Consider the following 25,683-nt stretch of genomic DNA (forward strand, 5'->3'; position numbering starts at 1 on the left):
GTTAGCACTTAACTTAAACTTGCTATTAATCTACGTTATCGTGTAAAAACGAATTGTTACTTCTCAATTGAATATCATCGTTTTCATCTGTTCCGACAGACATTCTCGAAGTATTGGTTTCTGAAGAATGCTGAGCATCTTCTAAATTAACACCTTGTCTTTTGTAAGCAGGTTCTTTTTCGATTTCATCTATTTTTGCATTATTGAATTTATAGTTAAAATCTTTCATTTTTTTTCTGCGCTCATCTGCACGAGCTATAATTAATTCTGAAATTGGACTGTTCATAGGATCAATCTCATCCTTGACAATTTCTTCAGTTTCATCAACAGGTAATATTTTCTTTTCAAAAACTATTTCTTCTTTAACTTCTACCTGGTTAGTTTTTGTATTCATAGATGATTCAAAAGTTTCAAAATCATCTAAAGCATAACGCTTTTCCCCATCCTCATTTACTTCGGTTACCGAAATAATTTCAACTGGTTCATTAACACTTATATCTTTTACATCTTCATCTAAACTGAAGAACATTTTTTCTTCATTAACATCTACTTCTTCAATTTGCTCTGATTCTTTGTTAGATAGTGGTAAATCAAAAGTTAGCGTTATTTGTTCTTCTTCATTCTCTACTTCAATACTTTCAGCTTTATTTTCTATTGGAGTAATAATAAATTCCTCCGGTTGAGCTTCAACTTGTGGTTGAGAATCCAAGACTTCATCATAAACTACATTCATATTTTTTAAGAAGTCTGTAGTTTCAATTAGGTCCATTCCAGGTGCAACTTCTACTTTAGATTCAATTTTCACCTCCTCTTCATCAAGTAATGTATGGCGAACAATTGGAGTCTCGATTTCTCCTTCTAAAACAATATCTGGAGTTATAATTGCTGGCTCCTTCTCTTGAGTGCTTATATCTGTTTCAATAGCTTCTTCTAATGCGTGAATGACTATTTTTGTTTCAGTATTAGAGATTTCATTCTGTTGATCGATATCAAACCCTGTTGCAATAATGGTAACAGAAATTGACTCTTGTAAAGATTCATCTTCACCAACACCCATAATTATATTGGCACCATGACCTGCTTCATTCTGAATATGATCATTGATTTCACCGATTTCGTCAATAGTAATCTCCTGAGAACCAGAAACAATAAGCAATAATACGTTTTTAGCACCTGTAATTTTATTGTCATTAAGTAATGGTGAATCTAAAGCCTTCATGATAGCTTCTTGTGCTCTGGTTTGCCCAGAAGCCTCAGCTGAACCCATAATGGCTGTTCCACTGTTACTTAATACAGTTTTAGCATCACGTAAATCTATGTTTTGTGTATAATGATGTGTTATCACCTCCGCAATACCTCTAGATGCAGTAGACAAGACTTCATCTGCTTTTGAAAAACCTGCTTTAAAACCAAGGTTACCATAAACTTCACGAAGTTTATTATTATTTATCACAACCAGTGAATCTACATGCGATCGTAGTTTTTCTATACCACGTTGAGCTTGCTCATTACGCATTTTACCCTCAAATTGAAAAGGCATAGTCACAATACCAACGGTAAGAATATCTAATTCCTTAGCCATCTTTGCAATAATTGGAGCTGCACCAGTTCCTGTACCACCACCCATACCTGCAGTGATAAACACCATTTTTGTATTGGTATCTAACATTCTACGAATGTCTTCTAAACTTTCTACAGCTGCCTCTTCACCAACATCTGGATTTGCTCCAGCACCTAAACCTTCGGTTAAGTTTACACCTAGTTGAATTTTGTTTGGAACACCACTATTTTGAAGCGCCTGTGCATCAGTATTACATATCACAAAATCAACACCTTTAATACCTTGCTGAAACATGTGATTTATAGCATTGCTTCCACCTCCGCCAACACCAATGACCTTTATGACATTAGATTGGTGTTTTGGCAAATCAAATGATATGTTTCCAAATTCGTTGCTCTTACTCATATTATTATGATTATGGGATTTTATATTTTATACTTTACTTTATCTAATCTATAAAGATGATGACTATATAAACCATCATATTTTATTTTTCAATTGCTCCTCGCTTCAGCGCTGGCTCTTCATTAAAATTGTCCACAGGACAATTTTTAAACATTCAGCCCTATTCTGCGTTATCCAAAAACTCTTTAACACGCTCTGTGAGTTTGTCTAAAAATGAACGACGTTCTTTTATTGGCTCTTCTACAAAAACCTCCTGCTGCTGTACCTCCATTGATTGCTCTGCTTCATTTTCAATTATTAGTTCCTCAAGTTCTTCAGCTTTATTTCGTTCTTGACGCTTTAAACCATCCATAACTAAACCAACTGCTGTAGCAAATAATGGACTGGCAATATCATCATCACTATCTCCAGCTATGTGTTCGTTTGGATAACCTATTCTGGTATCCATACCAGTAATATATTCTACCAATTGCTTTAAATGCTTTAATTGACTTCCACCACCAGTTAATACAATACCGGCAATGAGCTTTTTCTTTTGCTCTTCATGTCCGTAATTTTTTATTTCAACATAAACTTGCTCTATAATTTCAACCACTCGAGCGTGAATAATCTTGGATAAATTCTTTAACGTAATTTCTTTTGGTTCTCTTCCTCGTAATCCAGGTATTGAAACAATCTCATTGTCTTTATTTTCACCTGGCCATGCAGAACCGAATTTCATTTTTAAAAGCTCTGCCTGCTTTTCTATAATTGAACACCCTTCTTTTATATCTTCTGTAATAACGTTCCCTCCAAATGGAATAACTGCAGTATGACGAATGATTCCATCTTTAAAAACTGCTAAATCAGTTGTTCCACCTCCAATATCAATTAGAGCAACACCAGCTTCTTTTTCTTCTTGGCTTAAAACAGCATTTGCAGAAGCTAATGGTTCTAATGTTATACCTTCTAATTGTAATCCAGCACTTTTAATACATCTTCCAATATTTCTAATAGATGATACTTGACCTACTACAACATGAAAATTGGCCTCGAGGCGCCCTCCATACATACCAATTGGTTCTTTAATTTCAGCCTGCCCATCAATTTTAAACTCTTGAGGTAAAACATGTATAATTTCTTCGCCAGGAAGCATTACCAATTTATGCACTTGGTTGATTAAACGATCAATATCTGCTTCATCAATGACCATGTCAGAATTAGCTCTTGTGATATAATCACTATGTTGTAAACTGCGAATATGCTGACCAGCAATACCAACAGTAACATCTTCAATTTTTTCTGATGCTGCGGCTTCAGCTTCTTGCACAGCTTGTTGAATGGATTGAATGGTCTGTGTAATATTATTTACCACGCCACGATGCACACCCATACTTTTGGATTTACCTACACCAAGAATTTCAACTTTATCGTACTCGTTTCTGCGACCAATCATGGCCACAATTTTTGTGGTTCCTATATCTAAACCTACTGAAATGTTATGCTTGTCCATAGTTTACTTTTTGGTGCATATGACTTGTTTATCAAATTTTAGATTTACCTGTTTATAGTTATCTAAAATTTTATCTTTTAATCCTTTCTGATAAAAGGCTTTAAAATTGTTTATCTTCTTTTCGAGTTTATTTAAAGTTCCTAAATGAACCAAAAAATCACTCTTACGTATTTTAAAATCAATAGTTTTATCATTGTTCTGACGAATCTCAATGACATGCTTTTTTAAAAATTCATCTTCATCAACTGCTTTTGCAAATTGAAAAACGGTTTCTAAATCATTTTTCTTGATATTACCTGTAACGAGCGGAACTCTTGCTGCGTAATTAGATGACAAAGGCATAAACGAACCTTCATCATCTATGTAATATGATACATTTGCGTTGACTCTTGCAATAGGTCTTTTTTGTTCAATTTCTGCGGAAAGCTCACCGTTTACTGACATAAACACCTCAGCTTCCTTTATCATTGGATTAGACTTTAGGGCAATTTCTAATTCATTCAAATCTATAATTTCTTTAGGCTGCTCCGTAACGGGTCTTTGATTTTGTATTAACAATTTACTAACAGTCGCCTCAGTAATAAATAATTTGTTTTCACCTAAGAATTTTATGCTTGGTTCAGCTATTTTTCGAACGTCATTTCTATGGTTTGAAAACGCGAATAAACCTCCCACTATAAGTAGTAATAAAATGATTTTTATGTAGTTATAATTAATTCGCAACGCTAAAGGTTTCTTTTATTTGTTTCACTTCTTCGCCTATATCGCCAGCACCTATAGTTAATACCACGTGAGCATCAGACTTTTTTATTTCATTTATTAATTCTGATTTTTGAATTAATTTTTTGTTAGAGTTTTTAATTTTATTAAGCAACCATTCGGATGTAACTCCATGAATCGGAAATTCTCTTGCTGGATAAATATCTAATAGTAATATTTCATCAAATTTCGAAAGACTATCTGCAAAATCATCTATAAAATCTCTTGTTCTGCTATATAAATGTGGCTGAAATATGGCTAAAACCTTTTTGTTAGGATACATTTCTGTAACTGCCTGATATACAGCTTTAATTTCTTCTGGATGATGTGCATAATCATCTATAAAAACAAACTCATCCGTCTTAATGTGATAGGTGAATCTGCGTTTTACACCTTTATAGGATGCTAATCCCTTGGCGATTTGGTTGTTAGGACAACCGAATTCTACAGCCATCGCCAAGGCTATTATTGCATTCGATAAATTATGTCTTCCAGGTAGGTTAAATTTGAAATCTTTAAATAATCCGATAGGTGTCTTTACATCGAACACATAACTTCCATTTTCTATTTTTACATTTTTAGCACTATAAGCTGAATCATCTTCAATGCCATACGTAATACCCTCTAAAGGCAACCCATTTCTAACAAAAAGCTTTCCATTTGGTTTGATACACTCCGAAAAGTCTTTGAATGACTTAGTAAGCTCTGAAGCATCACCATAAATATCTAAATGATCTGCATCCATTGATGTAATACAGGCTAAATCTGGTGACAAGGTTAAAAACGAGCGATCAAATTCATCTGCCTCAACAACAGTCACTTCAGTTCCGTTTATAATTAAATTAGAATTATAATTTTCGCTAATTCCACCTAGAAATGCAGTAACAGGAACATCACATTCGTTTAGTAAATGTCCTAATATGCTAGTCGTTGTAGTTTTACCATGTGTACCAGCTACAGCAAGACAGGTTGTTTGTTTTGTAATCTCACCTAAAACAGTAGAGCGTTTTAAAACTTTAAAATTATGGGTCTTAAAGTAGCTTAATTCTGAATGAGAGTTAGGAATTGCTGGTGTATAAACTATAAGTGTATTTTCAGTATTAAAAAAAGCACTATTAATATGTTCAATATCATCATCAAAATGAATTGAAATTCCTAAATTTTGCAGTGACTTTGTTATTTCAGTAGGTGTTCTGTCATATCCAGCCACAACTTTTCCATTAGCTACGAAATAACGTGCTAGAGCACTCATTCCGATGCCTCCGATGCCGATAAAATAAATATTATGTACTGAATCTAACTTCATTAATTTTTTAAAAGCTTTTCTACTTCGTTTACTATGTCGTTTGTTGCATTTACCAAGGCTAGCTTATGTATATTTTGCCTTAATTCTTTTCGCCTCTCTTCATTTGAAATTAACTCTGAAAATTCTTTTTCAAAATTGACATCTAAATCTTTTTCCTTAATCAAGATTGCAGCATTTTTATCCGCAACCGCTTTGGCATTCTTAGTTTGATGATCTTCCGCCACATTAGGTGATGGAATAAATATTACCGGTTTGCCAACTATACATAATTCTGAAACTGAAATTGCACCAGCTCTAGAAATGATAACATCAGCTGCTGCATAAGCTAAATCCATGGTATTTAGAAAGGCATGAACCTGAACATTATCTAGTTCATTATATTGCCTATATTGATTGTAATAAAGCTTCCCACACTGCCAAATCACTTGAACATTTAGCGTTTTAAACATTTCAATATTTGCTTCAATGAGTTGATTGATTCGTCTTGCTCCTAAACTTCCACCTAAAACCAATAGTGTATGCTTGCTATGAATTAATTTATAAGCATCTTTACCTTCTATTTGTTTACTTTGAACTTCTAATAAGTCTTTACGAATTGGATTACCTGTTAACCTTATTTTGTCCTTGGGAAAGAATTTTTCTAAGCCTTCATAAGCTACACAAATAATATTTACTTTTTTCGCAAGTAACTTATTTGTAATTCCTGGATATGAATTTTGTTCTTGAATTAAACTCGGAATCTTTTTTGAGGTAGCCGCTTGCAATAATGGTCCACTAGCAAAACCTCCTGTACCAATTACGACATCTGGTTTGAAGGATTTTATAATTTTTCTTGAACGCAATAAACTAGACATTAACTTAAATGGAAAAGTCATATTTTTTATAGTCAACTTTCTTTGAATACCAGAAATCCATAAGCCTTCTATTTTATAACCAGCTTGTGGTACTTTATCCATTTCCATGCGGTCTGAAGCACCAACAAATAAAAATTCGGCATCAGGATACCGTGACTTTAATTCGTCCGCAATAGCAACGGCAGGATAAATATGTCCTCCTGTTCCACCACCTGATAATATGAATTTATAATTACTCATTAAATTGTTTCGCTTAAAATGTCTAACGGATTTTCTTCTGATTCTTCTTGTCCTTTTAGTTCTTCACGCTTAGCACTTACACTTAGTATAATTCCTATCGCAAGACAAGTCATCCATATTGAAGTTCCACCACTACTTATTAATGGTAAGGTCTGACCAGTTACAGGGAATAATTCTACAGCAACTGCCATATTAATTAAAGCTTGAAATACAATAGGCAAACCAACTCCAAGTACTAATAATTTTCCGAATATAGTATCTGATTTTTGAGATACAATCACAATTCTAAACAACAACCATGAGTAAAGAATTAATAGAAATACGCCTCCTAACAAACCGTATTCTTCAATGATAATTGCAAAAATAAAATCTGAAGACGATTGTGGTAAAAAGTTTTTTTGTCGGCTTTTACCAGGACCTACTCCTTTAATTCCACCAGAAGCAATTGCAATCTTTGCCTTTTCAATTTGGTAATCTGCTTCAGTATCTTCGTTATTAGAATAATTTAAGATTCTATTTTCCCAAGTTGTTACTTTAACATTCAAAGGTCCTGTTGTCATTTTTGCAAACATTACGAAGAAAGCCAAAGCTATGATTCCAGAAACAATAATTAACCCCAAATATTTAACAGGGTAACCGCCTACAAAAGCTAACATCATAATCATTGTAAAAACAATTGCAGTTGTAGAAAAATTTGCCGGTAGAATCAATATTAAAATAAGAAAAACAGGTGTCCAAAGTGGTAAAATTGTTTCTTTAAAAGAAATGGCTCTATCTTTTATTTTTGAGAGGTATCTAGCGACATATACCATTATTATAACAGCTGCAAATGTTGATGTCTGAAAAGAAACACCCACAACAGGAATTTGTATCCAACGACTAGCGTTAGCACCTTCAATTGTTGTTCCCTGCAACATGGTAATTACTAAGAGGACCAAAACAACAGGAATCAATATCATAGATAATCCTCTAAAGTATTTATAAGGCACTTTGTGTACACCAAACATAATAGCAAAACCTAGTGCCAAGTGCATAAAATGTTTTACGAAGAAAGAAAACGTATTACTTGAACTAACAGCTAAATTACTAGCTGCACTATATACAGGCAGAAAGGAAAATATAGCCAATAGTGTGGCTATAGCCCAAATGGCCCTATCTCCTTTTATTTGTGCGAATATATTTTGCATTACCTCTTTTGTAATTCTGTCTTACGATACAGAATCTATTTTATATTTAATGGATTTTGCATCAATTGCAAAATGACAGTTCATTATAAATTCCTAACAGCATTTTTAAATTGACGACCTCTATCTTCATAATTTTCGAATAAATCGAAACTAGCACAGGCTGGTGACAACAATACATTTTCTCCTGCATCTGCTACTTTGTATGCAATTTTCACAGCTTCACTCATATACTGTGTTTCAATAATAACATCTACCATATTTCCAAAAGCTTCAAACAGCTTTGCATTATCAACACCTAGACATATAATCGCTTTAACTTTTTCGTTTACAAACGGAAATAACTCTTTGTAATCATTTCCTTTGTCCACTCCTCCAACAATCCAAACAGTTGGCGCATCCATGCTTTCTAATGCAAAATAAGTGGCATTTACATTAGTTGCTTTAGAGTCGTTGATGTACTGTACTTTGTTGATTTTAAGCACATACTCTAAACGATGCTCAACACCTTGAAAATTTTCTAAACTTTCACGTATTGTTTGCTTTCTAATTTTAAGTAAATGCGCCACAGTAGAGGCTGCCATTGCATTCTTAATGTTGTGTTTACCTTCTAATGCTAAGTTTTTTGTTGGCATAATTATTTGATTATTATCTATAGTTATTATTATCTTATTATTTTCGTAATACGCACCTTGTTCAATAACCTTTTTTAATGAAAAGGGTAATTTTTTGGATTGAATTGAGTTAGTTTTTAGCCATTCTTCAATGACTTCATCATCACTATCATAGATGAAATAATCCTCGTCTGTTTGATTTTCTACAATTCTAAATTTTGAAGCGATATAGTTTTCAAACTTATAATCGTAGCGATCTAAATGATCTGGAGTGATATTGGTTAAAATCGCAACCTTTGGTCTGAAATCTATAATATCATCTAACTGAAAACTGCTAATCTCTAATACGTAGTTTTCATAGTTTTTATCTAGAATTTGTTTAGCAAAGCTGTCTCCAATATTTCCCGCCAAACCAACATCCAAATCTTGTTTAAGTAGGTGATGTGTTAACGTTGCTGTTGTTGTTTTACCGTTGCTACCTGTAATTGCTACTAATGTTGCATCTGTAAATTTTGAAGCAAATTCAATTTCAGAAACCACTTTAATTCTAGCCTTACGGATTTGTTTTATCAAATCCACTTTATCAGGAATACCTGGACTTTTCATAACGATATCAGCATTCAGAATTTTTGATTCTGAATGTTGTCCATCTTCAAATTCAATCTCATTATTTAAAAGAACGTCTTTATACTTTTTTTTAATTTTTCCCTTATCGGAAACAAATATTTCAAATCCTTTTGCCTTTGCTAAAAGGGCAGTTCCCACTCCACTTTCTCCTCCTCCAAGAATTACTAACCGTTTCATTATCTTATCTTCAAAGTGACAATTGTTATTATTGCTAGTAGAATTCCAACAATCCAAAAACGTGTTACAATTTTACTTTCGTGATATCCTGATTTTTGATAATGATGGTGTAAGGGAGACATCTTAAATATGCGTCTTCCTTCTCCATATTTTTTTCTTGTGTATTTGAAATAACTTACCTGTAGCATTACCGATAAATTCTCTGCTAAGAAAATGCCGCAAAGAATTGGTATCAACCATTCTTTCCTCACTGCAATAGCAATTACAGCGATAATTCCACCAATAGTGAGGCTTCCTGTATCTCCCATAAAAACTTGTGCTGGATATGCATTGTACCAAAGAAAACCAACCAATGCACCTACAAATGCAGCAATATAAATTGTGATTTCTTCTACTTGAGGGATATACATAATATTCAGATATTGTGAGAATATGACATTACCCGAAACCCAAGCAAATATTCCTAAAGTCAATACGACAATAGCCGAAGTACCTGCTGCTAAACCGTCAATACCATCAGTTAGATTTGCACCATTAGAAACTGCAGTAACAATAGTGATAGTGACTAAAATGAAAATGATCCAAGCGTACTTTTCTAAATCTGGACTAATCCAAGTAATTAAATCGGAATAATCAAACTCATTATTTTTCACAAAAGGAATCGTTGTTTTGGTAGATTTTTCTGCTACATCAAATAATTTAGCTGCAGGTAAATTTGGGTTTTCAGCTAATAATAATTGTTGCTCCTGAATAGGCAGTTCTTCCTTAATCGTAACATCATCATGAAAATATAATGTCAATCCCACTATTAGTCCTAGACCAACCTGACCAAGTACTTTAAATTTTCCTTTTAACCCTTCTTTATCATTTTTAAATTTTTTGATGTAATCATCAATAAATCCAATGGTTCCCATCCAAAGTGTAGTTACAATTAGAAGAATGATGTAGATATTTTCGAGCTTAGAAAGTAGTAACACAGGAATAAGTGTTGCTAGAATTATGATGATTCCACCCATTGTTGGTGTTCCCGCCTTTTCAACTTGACCTTCTAGTCCCAAATCACGTATGGTTTCACCAACTTGTTGTTTTTGCAAAAACCTAATAATGCGTTTACCATAAATTGTAGAAATCAACAATGACAGAATTATTGCCATAGCAGCTCTAAAGGTTAAAAAACCAAAAAGTGAAGCTCCAGGTAATTGGAATTGTTGCTCTAAATATTCGAATAGGTAGTATAACATGCTATTAGTTTTGTATGACTTCTCGGCAACACACGAAGCATTAGCCTTTTATTCTTTATTTCTGTAATTGTTTCAAAAATTCTTGTACTATTTTGTAATCGTCAAAATCAAAGCGTTCTCCTTTAATTTCTTGATAGGTTTCATGACCTTTTCCTGCTATTAGAATTATATCCTTTGCACCTGCCATTTGACAAGCTGTTTTTATAGCTTGTTTTCTATCTGTAATTGATAATGTTTTTTTATAATTCTGAGGTTCTACCCCCTTTTCCATATCGTCAATAATAGTTTCAGGAACCTCGCTTCTTGGATTATCGCTTGTAAAAATTACTTTTGTGCTTAAAGCTGAAGCAATGTGCGCCATTTTTGGTCGCTTGGTTTTATCTCTATCACCACCACAACCAACGACGGTAATCAACTCTTCATTTTTAGTACGAATACTATTTATAGTTTCTAAAACATTCTTTAACGCATCTGGTGTATGTGCATAATCAACAATTGCAGTGATTTTATCTTCTGATATGAAATATTGAAAACGCCCAGACACATTTTCGAGCTCGCTTATTAGTCTTAGAATTTCAACTTTATCTAAGCCTAATAATTCCGCCGTTCCGTAGATTGCCAGAATATTATACGCATTAAAACTTCCTATTAATCGTGTCCATAATTCACTTTCATTCAGTTTCAACAATAAACCACTAAGCTCATTTTCTAGAATCTGTGCTCTATAATCTGCATAGTTTTTTAAAGCGTATGTATATTTTTTGGCTTGTGTGTTTTGAAGCATTACCAAACCATTTTTATCGTCCATATTAGACAATGCAAATGCCTCTTTTGGCAACTGATCGAAAAACTTTTTTTTCACGTCTCTGTATTCTGCAAAGGTTTTGTGATAATCTAAGTGATCGTGAGATAAGTTTGTAAAAATCCCTCCTGCAAAATGTAATCCTTCAGTTCTACTCTGATGAATCCCATGAGAACTCACTTCCATAAAGCAGAATTCGACACCTTCATCATTCATCATTTGCAAATACTTATTGATGACCAATGAATCTGGAGTGGTATGCGTTGCTTTATATGTGGTGTTATCTACCATTATTTTTACAGTGGAAAGCAAACCAACCTTGAAACCAGCCTTTTTAAAAAGTTGATATAATAAACTAGAAACTGTTGTCTTACCATTTGTACCTGTAACACCAACTAATTTCAAATTCTCTGATGGATGCTCAAAAAAGTTTGCAGCCATATACGCCATTGCTTGGTTAGAATTTGCAACTTCTATATAAGTAACACCATCTTCAAGATTTTCTGGAAGTCTCTCGCAAATAATAGCAATCGCACCATCCATAGTAGCCTTTTCTATGTAGTTATGACCGTCAGTAACTGTTCCCGAAATAGCAACAAATACATCATTAGTTTTTATTTGACGTGAATCGAATTCAATCTTATTGACAGTAATGCTTGTACTTCCAACTACAGCATTAATAGTAACCTTATACAATATGTCCTTTAGTATCATCATGATGCGTCTAAAACAATAGTTTGGTTAGCTTGTAATTTTTGATGTTTATCTACAGATTGTTTTCTAATTATCCCACTGCCATTTAGTTTTACCTTCACATTAACCTGAAGATTTTCTAATAGTGCAATAGCATCCATCGCGGGCATACCAACAACACTCGGCATTAATTCCTTATATTTTCTAGCATTTTCGAAATAATTTTCAAAATCCTTATTAACTAAACTATTGTTGAAGTTTAGTGTCTCAACTTCATCTATAATTGGTGTATCTGTATAAATTTTTTGAGCAATTCTTTTAAACACAGGACCTGAAACATCGGCACCATAATAACCCACACTTTTATCTGGTTCGTGTATAACCACAATACAAGAATATTTAGGATTGTCTGCAGGAAAGAAACCAGCAAAAGATGATATGTAATTGAGCTTATCTTTATCTACATAGTCTTTTTGACAAGTCCCTGTTTTTCCTGCCATTGAAAAGTTTTCAGAATATAGCTTATGACCGGTTCCATGGCTTTTTTCAACAACATTCTTTAATAACTGCTGTACTTTTTTTACAGTTTCCCTAGAACAGATTTTTGGATTTATAACTTCTTTTTCAAATGGAACTATAACCCTGTCATATTCTTTAACTTCTCTCAAAAATCGAGGTTTTACCATTTCCCCATCATTAGCAATAGCATTATAAAATGCTAAAGTCTGTAATGGTGTAAATGATACTCCATAACCATAAGCCATCCATTGCAATGCAATACCACTCCATCTACCATTTTTAATTCTTGGATCAGGAATTATTGGACTTGGCTCACCAATTATTGGCAAGTCTAGACTATCATTCAAATTCATAGCATACAGCCTGTCAATGAATTTACTAGGTTTATTTCTGTAGGCGTTATCAATAGCTTTTACCACACCTGTATTCGAGGATACCTCAAATGCTTCTGAAACAGATATTTTTCCATATCCACCAGTTTTTGAATCCTTAACTTTATTACCATAAAAAGTTAATATTCCTTTTTCTGTATCTACAACATCACTTGTATCAATAACTTTGTCTTCTAAAGCTGCAGTTAATGCCATTAATTTGAATGTTGAACCTGGTTCATGGCTTTCACCCACAGCATAATTTAAGCGTTCATAATAATGACCATTCTTATTTCTTCCTAAGTTAGAAATTGCCCTAATTTCACCTGTCTTTACTTCCATTACTACCACACAACCATGATCTGCTTTATATTTTTCTAATTGAGCAAGTAATGAGTGATGCGCTATGTCTTGAATGTTAACATCTATTGTAGTGTAAATATCATACCCATCTTTTGGCTCTATTTGATCAAAATCTGCTATAGGCTTCCATTGTCCGTTTCCTATTCTTTGTTTTAATCGCTTTCCATTAACACCTTTTAAATATTTCTCACCAAATGCTCCATCAATTCCTACTCTTGTAGCATAGTTATTTTCATCTATACGCTCATAACCTATTGAACGTGCAGCAATTTCACCCATAGGATGCTCTCTTCTTGTGGTTTGCTCTACAATAAGCCCACCTTTAATTGCACCAAGATTCAGCAAAGGAAAATTGCGCATTCTTATGTAGTCTGAGTAACTGATATTTCGTGCTAAGAGGAAGTACCTGTTTTCATTTTCGCGAGCTTTACGAATTACATTTACATAATACGATTTTGGCTTTCCCTTATAAACATGAAGTGAATCCGCTAAAGCTCCAATATACTTTTCAAACACAGCGTCTTTCGCCTGAATAGCATCAATTCTAATATCATATTTAGGAATTGAAGTCGCTAACAAACTCCCATCAGCAGAATACACATTACCACGATTAGCAGGTATTGGGAAATCTTTTGTTGTATGTTTTTCAGCAAGAGCTCTATACTGTTCTCCTTGAATAAACTGAATACTACACAATTTAAAAACTACAGCTAAGGCAAAGACAAACATACAGCCGGCGACAAAGTACAATCTGTTTAATATGTTAGTTTCTGTTGTTGCCAAAGCTTAATCTTATTGTTGTTTTACTCGATAAACGAGATTTAAATGTTATTACGGCCTTTAAAACCTTATCTTATTTTATATTAATCCCTACTTTGAGGTTTTCACTATTATTTTCGTTGGTGGATTTAAAGAAATCTCAATGTCTTTTTTTTTCATTTCCGCCTCAACAAAAGATTCTTTTTTAAGTCGCATAAGCTTTCCTCTTTTATCTACGAATGCTGAGCGCAATTCTTTAACCTCATTGGTCAGCCTTGCTATTTCGTAAACTTTCTTATCAGCACTATGTGAGCTCGCAATCATTATGATCGCCAAGACTGAAATAAAAATGATGATGCGCCAATTTTTAAACGAATCATCACTGATTAGAAACTTCCCACGTAATATGCTGTAAATGTTTTTTTTCATGCTTTTTTAGCAATTCGAAGCTTCGCGCTTCTCGCTCTATTGTTCATTTTAATTTCTGAATGCGATGGGACTATCAACCCACCAACTTTTTTTAATGGCACTTCAAAATTTCCAAATACATCGCGCTCTGGTTCTCCTTCAAATAACCCATTTCTTATAAAGCGCTTTACTAATCTATCTTCCAATGAATGGTAGGATATAAAACTTAACCTGCCATCTTCTTTCAATATTTCTGGTGTTTGCAACAACAATTCCTTTAAAGCTTCAATTTCTTGATTTACCTCAATTCTAATCGCTTGATATATTTGAGCTAATACCTTATTCTCTTTCTTATGATTTAAAAACGGTCTTAACACAGTTTTTAACTGTTCACTTGTTTTTATTTCACCTTTAACTCTTTCTGCTACAATGGTTCTTGCCATTGCTGGCGCCTGTCTCAGTTCACCATATTGAAAAAGCACAGCTCTTATTTGTTCTTCGGAATAATCATTTACGACCTCATAAGCAGATAACTTGCTATCTTGATTCATTCGCATATCTAAATCTGCTTCAAAACGTGTGGAAAAGCCTCTCTCTGCAACATCGAACTGATGAGACGACACACCAAAATCAGCTAAAATTCCATCTACTTTTTTAACTCCATAAAACCTTAAGAACCTTCTTATATACCTGAAATTCTCATTAATGAGAACAAACCGATCATCTTCAATTGTATTGGCTAATGCGTCTTTATCTTGATCGAAAGCATAAAGCTTTCCTTTAGAACCTAGTCTTGATAAAATTTCTCTACTATGACCACCTCCACCAAATGTGACATCAACATAAACACCATCTGGTTTTATATCTAAACCATCCACAGTTTCTTTCAGCAATACTGCATTATGATATTCCATTTGCATCATCCTCTTGTCCCATTACTTCTTCAGCCAAATCAGCGAAATCTAACGCAGCATCGTCAATAGCTTGTTCGTATTTGTCTTTATCCCAAACTTCAATAATATTCACTGCAGAAGCCAGCACGACTTGCTTTGTAATACCCGAAAAACTTATAAGATCTTTTGGAATAAGCAAACGACCAGCACTATCAACTTCAACTATTTTAACACCAGCAGTAAATCGTCTGATGAAATCGTTATTTTTTTTCTTAAAACGGTTGAGTTTATTCACTTTTTGCATCATTGTATTCCACTCTGACATAGGATACAACTCTAAACATGGTTGAAACACAGAACGCTTCAATACAAAACCATCTTGCAATGCAGCAGCCAACTGTTTTTTTAAAACAGCAGGAATCATAAGTCTTCCTTTGACATCAGCTTTACATTCGTATGTTCCTATAAATGAATTCAAACGATTCGGTTTCCCACTTTAACGATTAAGATTCAAATATATTGAAAAAAACACCACATTTTACCACATTATCCCACTTTTGTTAATAAGTTTTAATTCAACTTTTAATTTGAATGATTTTAATACAGAGTAAACTCAACAATAATCATTGATAAAGTAGAAAACGTTAAAGTGGGAAGTTTTCTGAAGAATGTTTACAACCTTGATACTTGAAAAAAATTGATATTTTCTGCATTATATTTATATTCTAAAGGATTTAGTTATATTTGTTTTTAACACTTAAGCACTAATGCATACATGGCACACCTTTTAAAAAAAGAAAAGGATTATAGATATATTGAAGTTGGAGAAGGCACACCAATTATTGTGTTACATGGATTAATGGGTGGACTCAGTAATTTCGATGCCGTTACAAATCACTTCGGCTCCAATGGCTATAAAGTAATCATACCTGAGCTGCCAATTTATACCATGTCTTTGCTTAAAACCAATGTAAAAAGCTTTGCAAATTATTTAAAAGACTTTATAGAATTTAAAGGTTTAGATAAGGTTATTTTATTAGGAAATTCTTTAGGTGGTCACATAGGGTTATACCACACAAAATTATACCCAGAAAAAGTTAAGGCACTTATAATCACAGGAAGTTCAGGACTCTACGAAAGTGCCATGGGAGGTGGCTACACTAAGCGAAGTGATTACGAAGTGATAAAGAAAAAAGCGCAAGACGTTTTTTACGATCCCGCTGTTGCTACCAAAGAAATTGTAGATGAAGTTTACGAAACTGTAAACGACAGAAATAAACTTGTGAAGACATTAGCTATTGCTAAAAGCGCCATTAGACATAATATGGCGAAGGATTTACCAAAAATGAAAACTCCAGTATGTATTATTTGGGGTAAAAATGATAATGTAACTCCTCCAGAAGTTGCAGAGGAATTTCATGATTTATTACCAGATTCTGAATTACATTGGATTGATAAATGCGGTCATGCTGCTATGATGGAACATCCTGAAGAGTTTAATACCATTTTGAATGGTTGGTTAGAAAAAAGAGAATTCTAAAGGTTGACATCCAAAAACCATTTTATCTTATCGTTGAATTAAAATAGGTTCTCGCTTTTGTGGGAAATGAATATGAAAATAAAATCAGCTGAATTTGTAATAAGCAACTCTGAAGTAGCAAAATGTCCTGAGAACGACTTGCCCGAATATGCCTTTATTGGAAGAAGTAATGTTGGCAAATCGTCTTTGATAAACATGCTTACAGACAGAAAAAGTCTAGCTAAGACTTCTGGAAGACCTGGTAAGACACAACTAATTAATCACTTCATAATTAATGATAGTTGGTATTTAGTGGATTTACCTGGTTATGGGTATGCTCGTGTTTCAAAAACATCAAAAAAGAAATTTCAGAAGTTCATTACTAATTATTTTGAAAAACGTCAACAATTGGTTAGTGCTTTTGTTTTAGTAGATATTAGGCACAAACCTCAACTAATCGATTTAGAATTTATGCAATATCTAGGGGAAAGCGGAATCCCATTTGGTATTGTATTTACTAAAGCCGATAAATTAAAACCATTAGTTATTGAGCGTAATGTCAATGATTATTGTGAAGAGTTATTAAAAACTTGGGAAGAAGTTCCACAATATTTCGTAACCTCATCTTCTAAACACATTGGTAAAGAAGAGCTACTAGAGTTTATTGCAAATACCAATGAAGAAATTGAGCAACTCAGAGCTGAATAAACCTATTAAGTTTTAACATCTAAAGCATCCCTTAACGCATTCCCTACTAACATAAATGCCATTACTAAAAGCATAATACAAATTCCAGGAATCAATGCTAAATAAGGTTTTCCTAAAATAATATAATTATAATGGTCTTTTATCATTGCTCCCCAACTTGCCATTGGTGGTTGAGCACCAATACCTAAAAAGCTAAGCCCACTTTCAATTAAAATTGCCGCTGCAAAATTAGCAGCTGAAATTACAATTAATGGTCCGAATATATTAGGCAAAATATGTTTGGTAATAATTCTATAATCATTGTAACCCAATGCTTTTGCAGCGGTTACATACTGCATTTCTTTGGCACTAATAATTTGCCCTCTAACAACTCTAGCAACTTCTACCCACATCGTTAATCCCACAGCAATAAAGACTTGCCAAAAACCTTTACCTAAAGCTAAAGTAATGGCAATTACCAACAATAATGTCGGGATTGACCATGTAATATTAATAATCCACATAATAAAAGCATCAACTTTACCACTATAATAACCAGCTATGCTTCCCATTAATAGACCAATAACTAAAGAAATAAAAACAGCAACGAAACCAATAAAAAAAGAGATACGAGAACCAATCAAAATTCGGCTTAAATAATCTCTTCCGTATTTATCTGTACCAAAAATGAAGCTTCTATTCTCAATATAACTTCTATAATCATTATCAGGAAATCTAGTGAGGTCAATTTGCTTTTCTATGCCTTGTAAACCATCTGAAGCATATTCTGTATAAGTAAGCACATTTCCGTTTACAGAGTAAGATTGAATAGGAATTTCGGTGTCAGTATTATTTTTTCCAAAGAATAACTTAGAAAGGAAATTTTGGTCAGATTCGATTCCGGAAGGAATGGTAAGCATTTGTGCTTCAAAACCTGGTGACTTAGAATGAATAGAAAGATGCATCTGATTGGCATTCTTTGAAGCATCCGGCGCAAATAGATATGCGAAGGTTGAAATCAAACCAATACAAAGAATAACCCCCAAACTAAAAACGCCCCAAAAGTTTTTTTTAAACTTTTGAAGCGCTAATCTTGAAAGTGAATTATTTTGGTTTCCCATTTATAATTTTAATTCTTCACTGAATTTGCCACTTTGTTTTTTATAGCATAGGTCATCTTTAAATCATTAAGTACGTTTAAAGCCTCTTCAATATATACGTCTTTTGCTAAAGCTAAATGCCAACGTCTTCGTTTTTCTTGCAAGACTGAATCTTCTTCCATTAATTTTATCTCATATGGTAGAGAATTAAAAGTCAGGTTCGTCTTGTATTCAGAAAGCTTTTCAAAACGTTTTGCTTCTTCTTCATTTAACTCCATTTCTTTCTTATAATCACTGTAGTTTAACGAATAAACCTCTCTGTCTCTTATTTTCTTAACCCACTTTGCATTGGCATCAATAAGCTTTAATTGTTCATTAGCTGCCATTCTTTCTTTACTCTTACTTATTGTAGTATCGTAATCGAAATAGTTTTCCCATACGCTATAATCTGCCGCATCAATTTTATCCCAAGGCAATGGGTTTTCCTGATCTTTTTCACCAATATTTATATAGCTATAGCGATCTGGAACAATAACATCGCTCTTAACACCTTCTAACTGAGTAGAACCGCCATTAATTCTGTAAAACTTCTGAGTAGTAAACTTCAATGCTCCCATATCTCCGTTGGTGTTATTCCTTACCATACGATTTAAGTCGAATACAGTTTGAACTGTACCTTTACCATAAGTTTGCTTACTTCCTATAACAATTCCTCTTTTATAATCTTGCATCGCTGCAGCTAAAATTTCTGACGCTGAAGCAGATAATTCGTTTACTAAAATTACTAATGGACCATCCCATACAATTGACTTATCTTTATCTCTAAGCACTTCTTTTGCTTCTCCAGTAGTTTTAACTTGGACAATAGGTCCTTCTTCAATGAATAGACCAGCAATATCTACAACGGTTTGTAAAGACCCACCTCCGTTGTTTCTTAGATCTAGTACAAGTCCTTCAACACCTTGTTCTTTAAGACGTATTATTTCTTGCTTAATATCGGATGCCGCATTTCGCTTATTGTAATCCTCAAAATTAATGTAGAATTTCGGCAGGTTAATCAATCCATAAGTTTTTCCGTCTTTTTCTACAGTAGATGATTTTGCGTAAGTCTCTTCCAACTCTACAATATCTCTAGTAATAGATATATCCTGAACAGTGCCATCAACTTTCTTAAGTGTTAATGTAACTACTGTGCCTTTTGGTCCTTTAATAAATTTAATAGCATCGTCTAGACGCATTCCAACTACGTTTAAAGCTTCTTTTTCATCCTCTTGTCTCACTTTTAGTATTTGGTCACCAACTTCTAATTCATTGGCTCTCCATGCTGGGCCACCACTAATTATTTCATTAACCATGATACCATCCATCTTCTTTTGTAAACGCGCGCCAATCCCTTCAAAATTTCCAGACATGTCTCTATCAAAACGCTCTTTATCTTCTGGTGCAAAATAAAACGTATGAGGGTCAAATTCTTCGACTATCGCATTTACATATACCGAAAACCAATCAGTACGACGCCTATCATCAATATAATCATAAAGCTCATCAAGTGATTTTTTTGTCGCTTCTCTAGCTTCTGCTTCAATGTTTTTTAAAGATTTTTTAACCTTAGATTTTGGTTTCTCGTTTTCATTAGAAAAAACGCTTTCTGGGAGATTGTTCGATTCTAAATTTAAATCGCGTTGGGCAATTGCATCATCATAATTGGCAATGGTAGAAAACTTGAGTTGTTGTCTCCAACGCTCTTTCATTTCTCGTTTATCATTGACAAATTCTAAATTTTCATAGTCTGCTGAATATTCTTCATTCTTAGAGAAATCAAATGGTTTTTCTAAAATATTAGTATAAATCTTCTTTGACTCGGCTATACGTTGCAATAAACGATCGTGCGTCAGATTGAAGAAAGACACATCGTAACCTTTAATTTGGTCATCTAATTTGGTTTTATAAACTTCAAATTCTTTGATATCCGAAGCATAAAAATAACGCTTAAAAGGGTCTAAATTATTTAAGTACTCTTCAAAAACATTGGCTGAAAAATCATCATTTATTTCTTGTGGGTCAAAATGTCCCTGATCTAAAAGATAGGTAATCAACTGAATTAACAACTTATCTTTATCTGGATTATCGAACTTTTTGCTCGTAAAACTGCAAGAGGCAAATGCTATTAACAATGCAAGTAGTAAAAACTTATAATTCCCTTTCATTTTTCTTTTGTTTTATTGATTTGTTCGGTAAAAATGTGTTGCCATAAATTACATTCTATACTTTCAGAAGTAAGATTTGGCGTTATTCATTTCTATTAATTTAATTCGTATTAAGTAGGCTTTTCAATTTTTCACTAAAATAGCAGAAAAAACCGTGCCATAAAAAATCGAGGCACTAATTTTTTGTTAAAGGTCATATAATCGATGAAACGCACGCTTTTTTAGTATTTTTACCTCATAAATTCAATTTTTATTAGATGTCTAAACGTCCATTAATTTTAGTTACCAATGATGATGGTATCACCGCTCCAGGAATTAGAACCTTAATTTCGGTCATGAATACTATTGGAGATGTTGTCGTTGTTGCGCCAGACAGTCCACAAAGTGGTATGGGACATGCCATAACAGTAAATTCTACTCTTTATATCGAAAAAGTTGATATTGACGGTAAACAACCTGAATATAGTTGCTCAGGCACACCTGCTGACTGTGTAAAATTGGCCGTGAGAGAAATATTAGATAGACGACCAGACATCTGTGTCTCTGGAATAAATCATGGATCAAATTCCTCAATAAATGTTATTTACTCTGGTACTATGAGTGCTGCATTAGAAGCTGGAATAGAAGGAATTCCTGCCATTGGGTTTTCATTACTAGATTATAATTGGAATGCCAATTTTGAGCATTGCAAACCCTTTATTGAAACCATTACCAGAAATGCTATTGAAAATGGCATGCCAGAAGGTGTTGTACTTAATGTTAATCTACCTAAACTCGAAAAACATGCTATAAAAGGCATAAAAATATGCAGACAAGCTCGTGCAAATTGGGAAGAAAAATTCGATAAACGTACCAACCCAATGGGGCGCGATTACTATTGGTTAGCAGGAAAATTCGTGAATCTTGATAATGGTGAAGATACTGACGAATGGGCTTTAGAACATGGTTATGTATCCGTTGTTCCTGTTCAATTTGATATGACGGCTCATCATGCTATACAAAGCTTGAATACTTGGAATTTAAAAAAGACTCTGAAATAAATGAAGTATTACATCATTGCTGGCGAAGCTTCGGGTGATTTGCATGGTTCTAACCTAATGAAAGCCTTGTTAAAACAAGACGAACAAGCCGATATTAGATTTTGGGGTGGAGATCTTATGCAAGCTGTTGGTGGTGAGTTAGTAATGCATTATAAAGAACGTCAATTTATGGGTTTTGCTGAAGTTATTTTTAACCTCAGAAAAATTACCAAACACATAAAGTTTTGTAAAACTGATATTGAGAGTTTTCAACCTGATGTTATTATTTTTATTGATAATTCAGGATTTAATCTTCGCATCGCAAAATGGGCGAAAGCAAAAGATTTTGAGACGCATTATTATATTTCCCCACAAGTTTGGGCATCTAGAGCAGGAAGAGTAGAGAAAATAAAACGCGATATTGATGCGATGTATGTCATTCTTCCCTTTGAAAAGGAGTTCTACAAGACATATAATTATGATGTTCATTTTGTTGGTCATCCACTAATTGATGCCATTGCCAACAGGCCACAAATAGAAGTGGAAATGTTTAGAAAAGAACATAATCTTAGCAACAAACCTATAATCGCATTATTACCAGGTAGTAGAAAACAAGAAATCACAAAAATGCTCGGAGTAATGTTGAGTCTAGTTAATGATTTTAAAGATTATCAATTTGTTATTGCAGGAGCTCCGAGTCAGGATTTCAGTTTTTACCAGAGTTTCATAAAGCAAGATAATGTCAATTTTATCTCTAATAAAACGTATGATTTGTTGAGTATATCAACTGCTGCTTTAGTGACTTCTGGCACCGCAACTTTAGAGACTGCTTTGTTTAAAGTACCACAAGTCGTCTGCTATAAAGCTAATGCTATTTCTTACCAAATCGCAAAACGTATTATTACTTTGAAATATATTTCGTTAGTGAATTTAATAATGGATCGCGAAGTGGTTACCGAATTGATTCAAGGAGATTTAAACAAAAAACGTTTAAAGAAAGAATTAGCTGCTATTTTAAAGTCTGATAAGCGCGAGCAATTATTTTTAGATTATTACGAATTGGAAAAGAAACTTGGTGGCAGAGGTGCTAGTGATAAAGCGGCAGAATTGATTTACAACGCTCTTAATTAATAAGGCAAACATGTCCATCCTAAAAATAACTCTTTAGGTCTTAATATTTCAATAAATTCATGTAGAGGTATAACTACAATTATTAAAGAAATTAAGAGAGAAGTGATTTTTGCTTTAGCTCCAAATGGCTTAACAGCGAATTCATGACTTTCAAAATTTAAAGTATAGTTATCTAACCTTTGTTTGAAATTATCATCCTGAATTGAATCAGTTGAAGACGTTCTTGATTTCAAGTTATCCTTAAACCAATTTAAAAGAAACATCAATGCTGTTGTTCCCGCTATACAAATAACTATAAAATTATCTAAGTCCGAATAAAGTAAAACTATGTTCATAAGTGTATAAATTTATAAAAAAAGTCCTCATCTTTTTTATTATTTTCGACATTGTAAGAAATTCTATCTATCAAAATACCTCAATGAAGCGATTACTCCCTTTTATATTATTAGTTTTCTTAGTGTTTAGTTGCAAATCAAAAAAAAACTATACCAACAAGAAAAAACAAAGTCATACTGTAAAAGTTAACACAACTGCAAAACCTACTGAGGAAGCAGAAACCATTGTAAAGTTTGCTAAAAAATTTGAAGGCACACGTTATAAGTATGGTGGCACCACAAAACGTGGTATGGACTGCTCTGGTTTAATCTACACAAGTTTTAAGGAACATGATATCAGCTTACCAAGAACAACTTCTGGACTTAAAAGTACAGGAGATTGGATAGACGTTAAAGAAGTTAATGTTGGTGATTTACTGTTTTTTGCTACTAAAAAGAACAACCGAAACGTTAACCATGTTGGCATTGTAACCAATGTAAGAACCGGAAATGTAGAATTTATCCATGCATCTTCAAGCAAAGGAGTTACGATATCCTCTTTAGCAGAAAAATATTGGTATTTTGCTTTTGTACAGGCACGGCGTGTATTGTAATTCTTACTATATTAGCTTTTTATATACTTGAATATAAGTAGTTTAAAATAAGATGAAATTGTATTGGAACAAAAACACTATCAATTATAAAAAACAATCTAAAAAAGCAGAAATTGATATAAAGAATCTTGAAGAAAAGAATAAAACACTTGAATCAAATCTTGCAAAGATTATTAAGGACAATGAAGTGCGCCAGACTGACATAAACAGTCTCAAAGCAGAAATAAAGGATTTAAACCAAAACTTAAATAGACCTAAAAAAAAGAATTGGTTTTCTAATAAAAATCTTAGTCTACTAGTATCAATATTCGTATTAATCGCCATGTGTTATCAAGCATATTTAGTGACGAAGCAATCAGACATTTTTATAGAACAAACAAGAATTTTTGATAATCAAACTGATATCATCAAGCATCAGGATAGTTTATTTGGAATCCAAATAGGGAAATCACAAGAACAAAATGATTTAATTAAAAATCAGAATAAGCTTTTTGGAAAACAAAATGAAATAACAAGTTTACAGAAGGATGCAAGCATAGAACAAAATAGTTTGATTAAAAATCAAAATGCATTAGTTGAAGTACAGAATCAAAAAATTGACTTACAGTCAAACCTTCTAGAAGCAGATAGAAGAAGCAGTCTAGTTTTATTATTTAATAGCTTGATTGAAAAAATAGACCAAGAATTGTCGCTTCAAATTGGTAAAGAAAATAAAACACTGCAAAAGTTTACTATTGATAGAGTAATTTCTCTATCTATATCTTTAAAACCATACTATTACTTATCTAATGGAGCTAATATTCAAAATTATCTAAGTCCTGAGAGAGGGCAACTTTTACTTTTTTTACTTAGCGCAAATCTGGATAGACAGACATATGATACAATATTTGAGAAAGGTAATTTTCAGTATTCAGATATGGAAAATACGTTTTTGCAAGATTTTGAATTGCACGAAATTAATTTAGAACATTCAAGTTTTGCAGGAGCAACATTAGATAATATCAAGTTTATTAAGTGTAACTTATCAAATACCATATTTAAAAAAGTAAACAGTGACAACTGTATTTATATTGGTTCAACAATAATAAATTCAAATTTCTCAGAATCCGAGCAAGTAAGATCTAAATTTTTTTCTTGTAAATTATACAATATAGATTTCTCTCATAGTTCTATGGTGAATAGTTATTTTAAAACAGAATATTATAATGTAAACCAACAACTAACTTTAGAACAGTTTTTTAAACATCAATTGATATTACTAGCCTCTAATAAAACTTGGAAAGACCCAATGTTTACTGGAACCAATGACTGTTTTCTAACAGATAAAAACAAAAATAATCATATGTCCTTTGATGAAATAGGTGATGATGACAATGAGTACTACAAAATATATAAAAAATTAGACTTTTCACATACCGATTTGAGTGAAACAGAATTTAATGATATTCTTTTCGAAAACTCAGATTTTAGAAATAGTTCTATGTTTTTAATTAGTTGTTTTAAAGTTGCTTTCTATAAGTGCAAAATGAGTGAAATAAAAACCAATTTATTTACACTACAATACATATTTAATAAAGAAGAACTTTATCCTGCTGATAATAAAGAATTTACAGTAATTGATTACGTTGATGGCTCACCTTTTAATTTAAATTTACAATATCAAAAAAGTGCCTTTAAAACGATAATGGAAAATATCCAAATTAGTTCTTATACTAGGGTGCCCACAGTTCTTGATTTTGAATCTTATACGTATTCTAATGACCTTAAACAATATTATGAAACGGTAATAGTTGATTTTAACTGGTTATAGTCTTAATCATTTTC

22 protein-coding genes are annotated in these 25,683 nt (G+C 32.9%); 6 read left to right on the forward strand and 16 right to left on the reverse strand.

Features of this window, described 5'->3' with window-relative positions; translation table 11 throughout:
• Positions 1–25: 25 nt before the first annotated feature.
• The 13 genes from ftsZ to mraZ all read right to left on the reverse strand — a co-directional run bounded on the left by ftsZ (position 26) and on the right by mraZ (position 15,746).
• Positions 26–1,966, reverse strand: a complete 1,941-nt coding sequence (gene ftsZ, locus Q0822_RS02725) for a cell division protein FtsZ (protein WP_299119833.1) — start codon at positions 1,964–1,966, stop codon at positions 26–28.
• Between the two features lie 160 nt (positions 1,967–2,126).
• Positions 2,127–3,458: a cell division protein FtsA gene (gene ftsA / locus Q0822_RS02730; protein WP_299119836.1), complete on the reverse strand. Its 1,332-nt coding sequence runs from the start codon at positions 3,456–3,458 to the stop codon at positions 2,127–2,129.
• Positions 3,459–3,461: 3 nt separating this feature from the next.
• On the reverse strand, positions 3,462–4,133 hold the full coding sequence (locus Q0822_RS02735; RefSeq protein WP_366125096.1) for a hypothetical protein: 672 nt from the start codon (positions 4,131–4,133) through the stop codon (positions 3,462–3,464).
• 37 nt (positions 4,134–4,170) lie between these two features.
• Positions 4,171–5,523 (reverse strand): UDP-N-acetylmuramate--L-alanine ligase, encoded by a 1,353-nt coding sequence (murC, locus tag Q0822_RS02740; protein ID WP_299119840.1) that lies wholly within the window; start codon positions 5,521–5,523, stop codon positions 4,171–4,173.
• Positions 5,523–6,617, reverse strand: coding sequence for an undecaprenyldiphospho-muramoylpentapeptide beta-N-acetylglucosaminyltransferase (gene murG / locus Q0822_RS02745; RefSeq protein WP_299119842.1), 1,095 nt, complete (start codon positions 6,615–6,617; stop codon positions 5,523–5,525). The genes murC and murG overlap by 1 nt, the downstream gene beginning before the upstream one ends.
• Positions 6,617–7,804: an FtsW/RodA/SpoVE family cell cycle protein gene (locus Q0822_RS02750; protein WP_299119845.1), complete on the reverse strand. Its 1,188-nt coding sequence runs from the start codon at positions 7,802–7,804 to the stop codon at positions 6,617–6,619. The genes murG and Q0822_RS02750 overlap by 1 nt, the downstream gene beginning before the upstream one ends.
• 83 nt (positions 7,805–7,887) lie before the next feature.
• Positions 7,888–9,219, reverse strand: a complete 1,332-nt coding sequence (gene murD / locus Q0822_RS02755; protein ID WP_299119848.1) for a UDP-N-acetylmuramoyl-L-alanine--D-glutamate ligase — start codon at positions 9,217–9,219, stop codon at positions 7,888–7,890.
• On the reverse strand, positions 9,219–10,460 hold the full coding sequence (gene mraY / locus Q0822_RS02760; protein WP_299119851.1) for a phospho-N-acetylmuramoyl-pentapeptide-transferase: 1,242 nt from the start codon (positions 10,458–10,460) through the stop codon (positions 9,219–9,221). Before mraY ends, murD begins: the two co-directional genes overlap by 1 nt.
• 55 nt (positions 10,461–10,515) lie before the next feature.
• The gene (locus Q0822_RS02765; RefSeq protein WP_299119854.1) at positions 10,516–11,979 is read right to left on the reverse strand and encodes a UDP-N-acetylmuramoyl-L-alanyl-D-glutamate--2,6-diaminopimelate ligase; all 1,464 of its coding nucleotides are present in this window, start codon (positions 11,977–11,979) and stop codon (positions 10,516–10,518) included.
• Positions 11,976–13,937 carry a penicillin-binding protein gene (locus Q0822_RS02770; RefSeq protein WP_299122244.1) on the reverse strand — a complete coding sequence of 654 codons (1,962 nt, stop codon included), beginning with the start codon at positions 13,935–13,937 and terminating at the stop codon, positions 11,976–11,978. Before Q0822_RS02770 ends, Q0822_RS02765 begins: the two co-directional genes overlap by 4 nt.
• Before the next feature lie 141 nt (positions 13,938–14,078).
• Positions 14,079–14,396, reverse strand: a complete 318-nt coding sequence (locus tag Q0822_RS02775; RefSeq protein ID WP_299119856.1) for an FtsL-like putative cell division protein — start codon at positions 14,394–14,396, stop codon at positions 14,079–14,081.
• Positions 14,393–15,289 (reverse strand): 16S rRNA (cytosine(1402)-N(4))-methyltransferase RsmH, encoded by an 897-nt coding sequence (rsmH, locus tag Q0822_RS02780; RefSeq protein ID WP_299119859.1) that lies wholly within the window; start codon positions 15,287–15,289, stop codon positions 14,393–14,395. The genes Q0822_RS02775 and rsmH overlap by 4 nt, the downstream gene beginning before the upstream one ends.
• Complete coding sequence (gene mraZ, locus Q0822_RS02785) at positions 15,276–15,746, reverse strand: division/cell wall cluster transcriptional repressor MraZ (RefSeq protein ID WP_299119861.1); 471 nt, start codon at positions 15,744–15,746, stop codon at positions 15,276–15,278. Before mraZ ends, rsmH begins: the two co-directional genes overlap by 14 nt.
• A gap of 297 nt (positions 15,747–16,043) precedes the next feature.
• On the opposite strand from mraZ, the gene Q0822_RS02790 reads away from it, so the two are divergent.
• Both Q0822_RS02790 and yihA read left to right on the forward strand, forming a co-directional pair.
• Positions 16,044–16,808: an alpha/beta hydrolase gene (locus tag Q0822_RS02790; protein ID WP_299119864.1), complete on the forward strand. Its 765-nt coding sequence runs from the start codon at positions 16,044–16,046 to the stop codon at positions 16,806–16,808.
• A 72-nt stretch (positions 16,809–16,880) separates the two neighbouring features.
• A complete protein-coding gene (yihA, locus tag Q0822_RS02795; protein ID WP_299119867.1) occupies positions 16,881–17,495 on the forward strand; it encodes a ribosome biogenesis GTP-binding protein YihA/YsxC in 615 nt (204 codons plus the stop codon).
• Between the two features lie 5 nt (positions 17,496–17,500).
• On the opposite strand, the gene Q0822_RS02800 is transcribed toward yihA, so the two are convergent.
• Both Q0822_RS02800 and Q0822_RS02805 read right to left on the reverse strand, forming a co-directional pair.
• The gene (locus Q0822_RS02800; RefSeq protein ID WP_299119869.1) at positions 17,501–18,595 is read right to left on the reverse strand and encodes an ABC transporter permease; all 1,095 of its coding nucleotides are present in this window, start codon (positions 18,593–18,595) and stop codon (positions 17,501–17,503) included.
• 8 nt (positions 18,596–18,603) lie between these two features.
• Entirely contained in the window at positions 18,604–20,781 is a 2,178-nt protein-coding gene (locus Q0822_RS02805; RefSeq protein WP_299119872.1) for a carboxy terminal-processing peptidase, read from the reverse strand.
• A gap of 257 nt (positions 20,782–21,038) precedes the next feature.
• Here Q0822_RS02805 and surE point away from each other — a divergent pair, with 257 nt between their 5' ends.
• Both surE and lpxB read left to right on the forward strand, forming a co-directional pair.
• The gene (surE, locus tag Q0822_RS02810; RefSeq protein ID WP_299119874.1) at positions 21,039–21,821 is read left to right on the forward strand and encodes a 5'/3'-nucleotidase SurE; all 783 of its coding nucleotides are present in this window, start codon (positions 21,039–21,041) and stop codon (positions 21,819–21,821) included.
• The gene (gene lpxB / locus Q0822_RS02815; RefSeq protein ID WP_299119875.1) at positions 21,822–22,931 is read left to right on the forward strand and encodes a lipid-A-disaccharide synthase; all 1,110 of its coding nucleotides are present in this window, start codon (positions 21,822–21,824) and stop codon (positions 22,929–22,931) included.
• Here lpxB and Q0822_RS02820 read toward each other — a convergent pair.
• Positions 22,928–23,266, reverse strand: a complete 339-nt coding sequence (locus Q0822_RS02820; protein WP_299119878.1) for a hypothetical protein — start codon at positions 23,264–23,266, stop codon at positions 22,928–22,930. The two genes, lpxB and Q0822_RS02820, sit on opposite strands and share 4 nt — an antisense overlap.
• An 83-nt stretch (positions 23,267–23,349) precedes the next feature.
• On the opposite strand from Q0822_RS02820, the gene Q0822_RS02825 reads away from it, so the two are divergent.
• Complete coding sequence (locus tag Q0822_RS02825; protein ID WP_299119881.1) at positions 23,350–23,859, forward strand: C40 family peptidase; 510 nt, start codon at positions 23,350–23,352, stop codon at positions 23,857–23,859.
• 52 nt (positions 23,860–23,911) lie between these two features.
• The gene (locus Q0822_RS02830; protein ID WP_299119884.1) at positions 23,912–25,669 is read left to right on the forward strand and encodes a pentapeptide repeat-containing protein; all 1,758 of its coding nucleotides are present in this window, start codon (positions 23,912–23,914) and stop codon (positions 25,667–25,669) included.
• Positions 25,670–25,683 lie beyond the last annotated feature (14 nt).

Origin of the sequence: uncultured Winogradskyella sp. (assembly GCF_947496485.1) — a bacterium.
In the GTDB taxonomy this organism is placed as follows: Bacteria; Bacteroidota; Bacteroidia; order Flavobacteriales; family Flavobacteriaceae; genus Winogradskyella.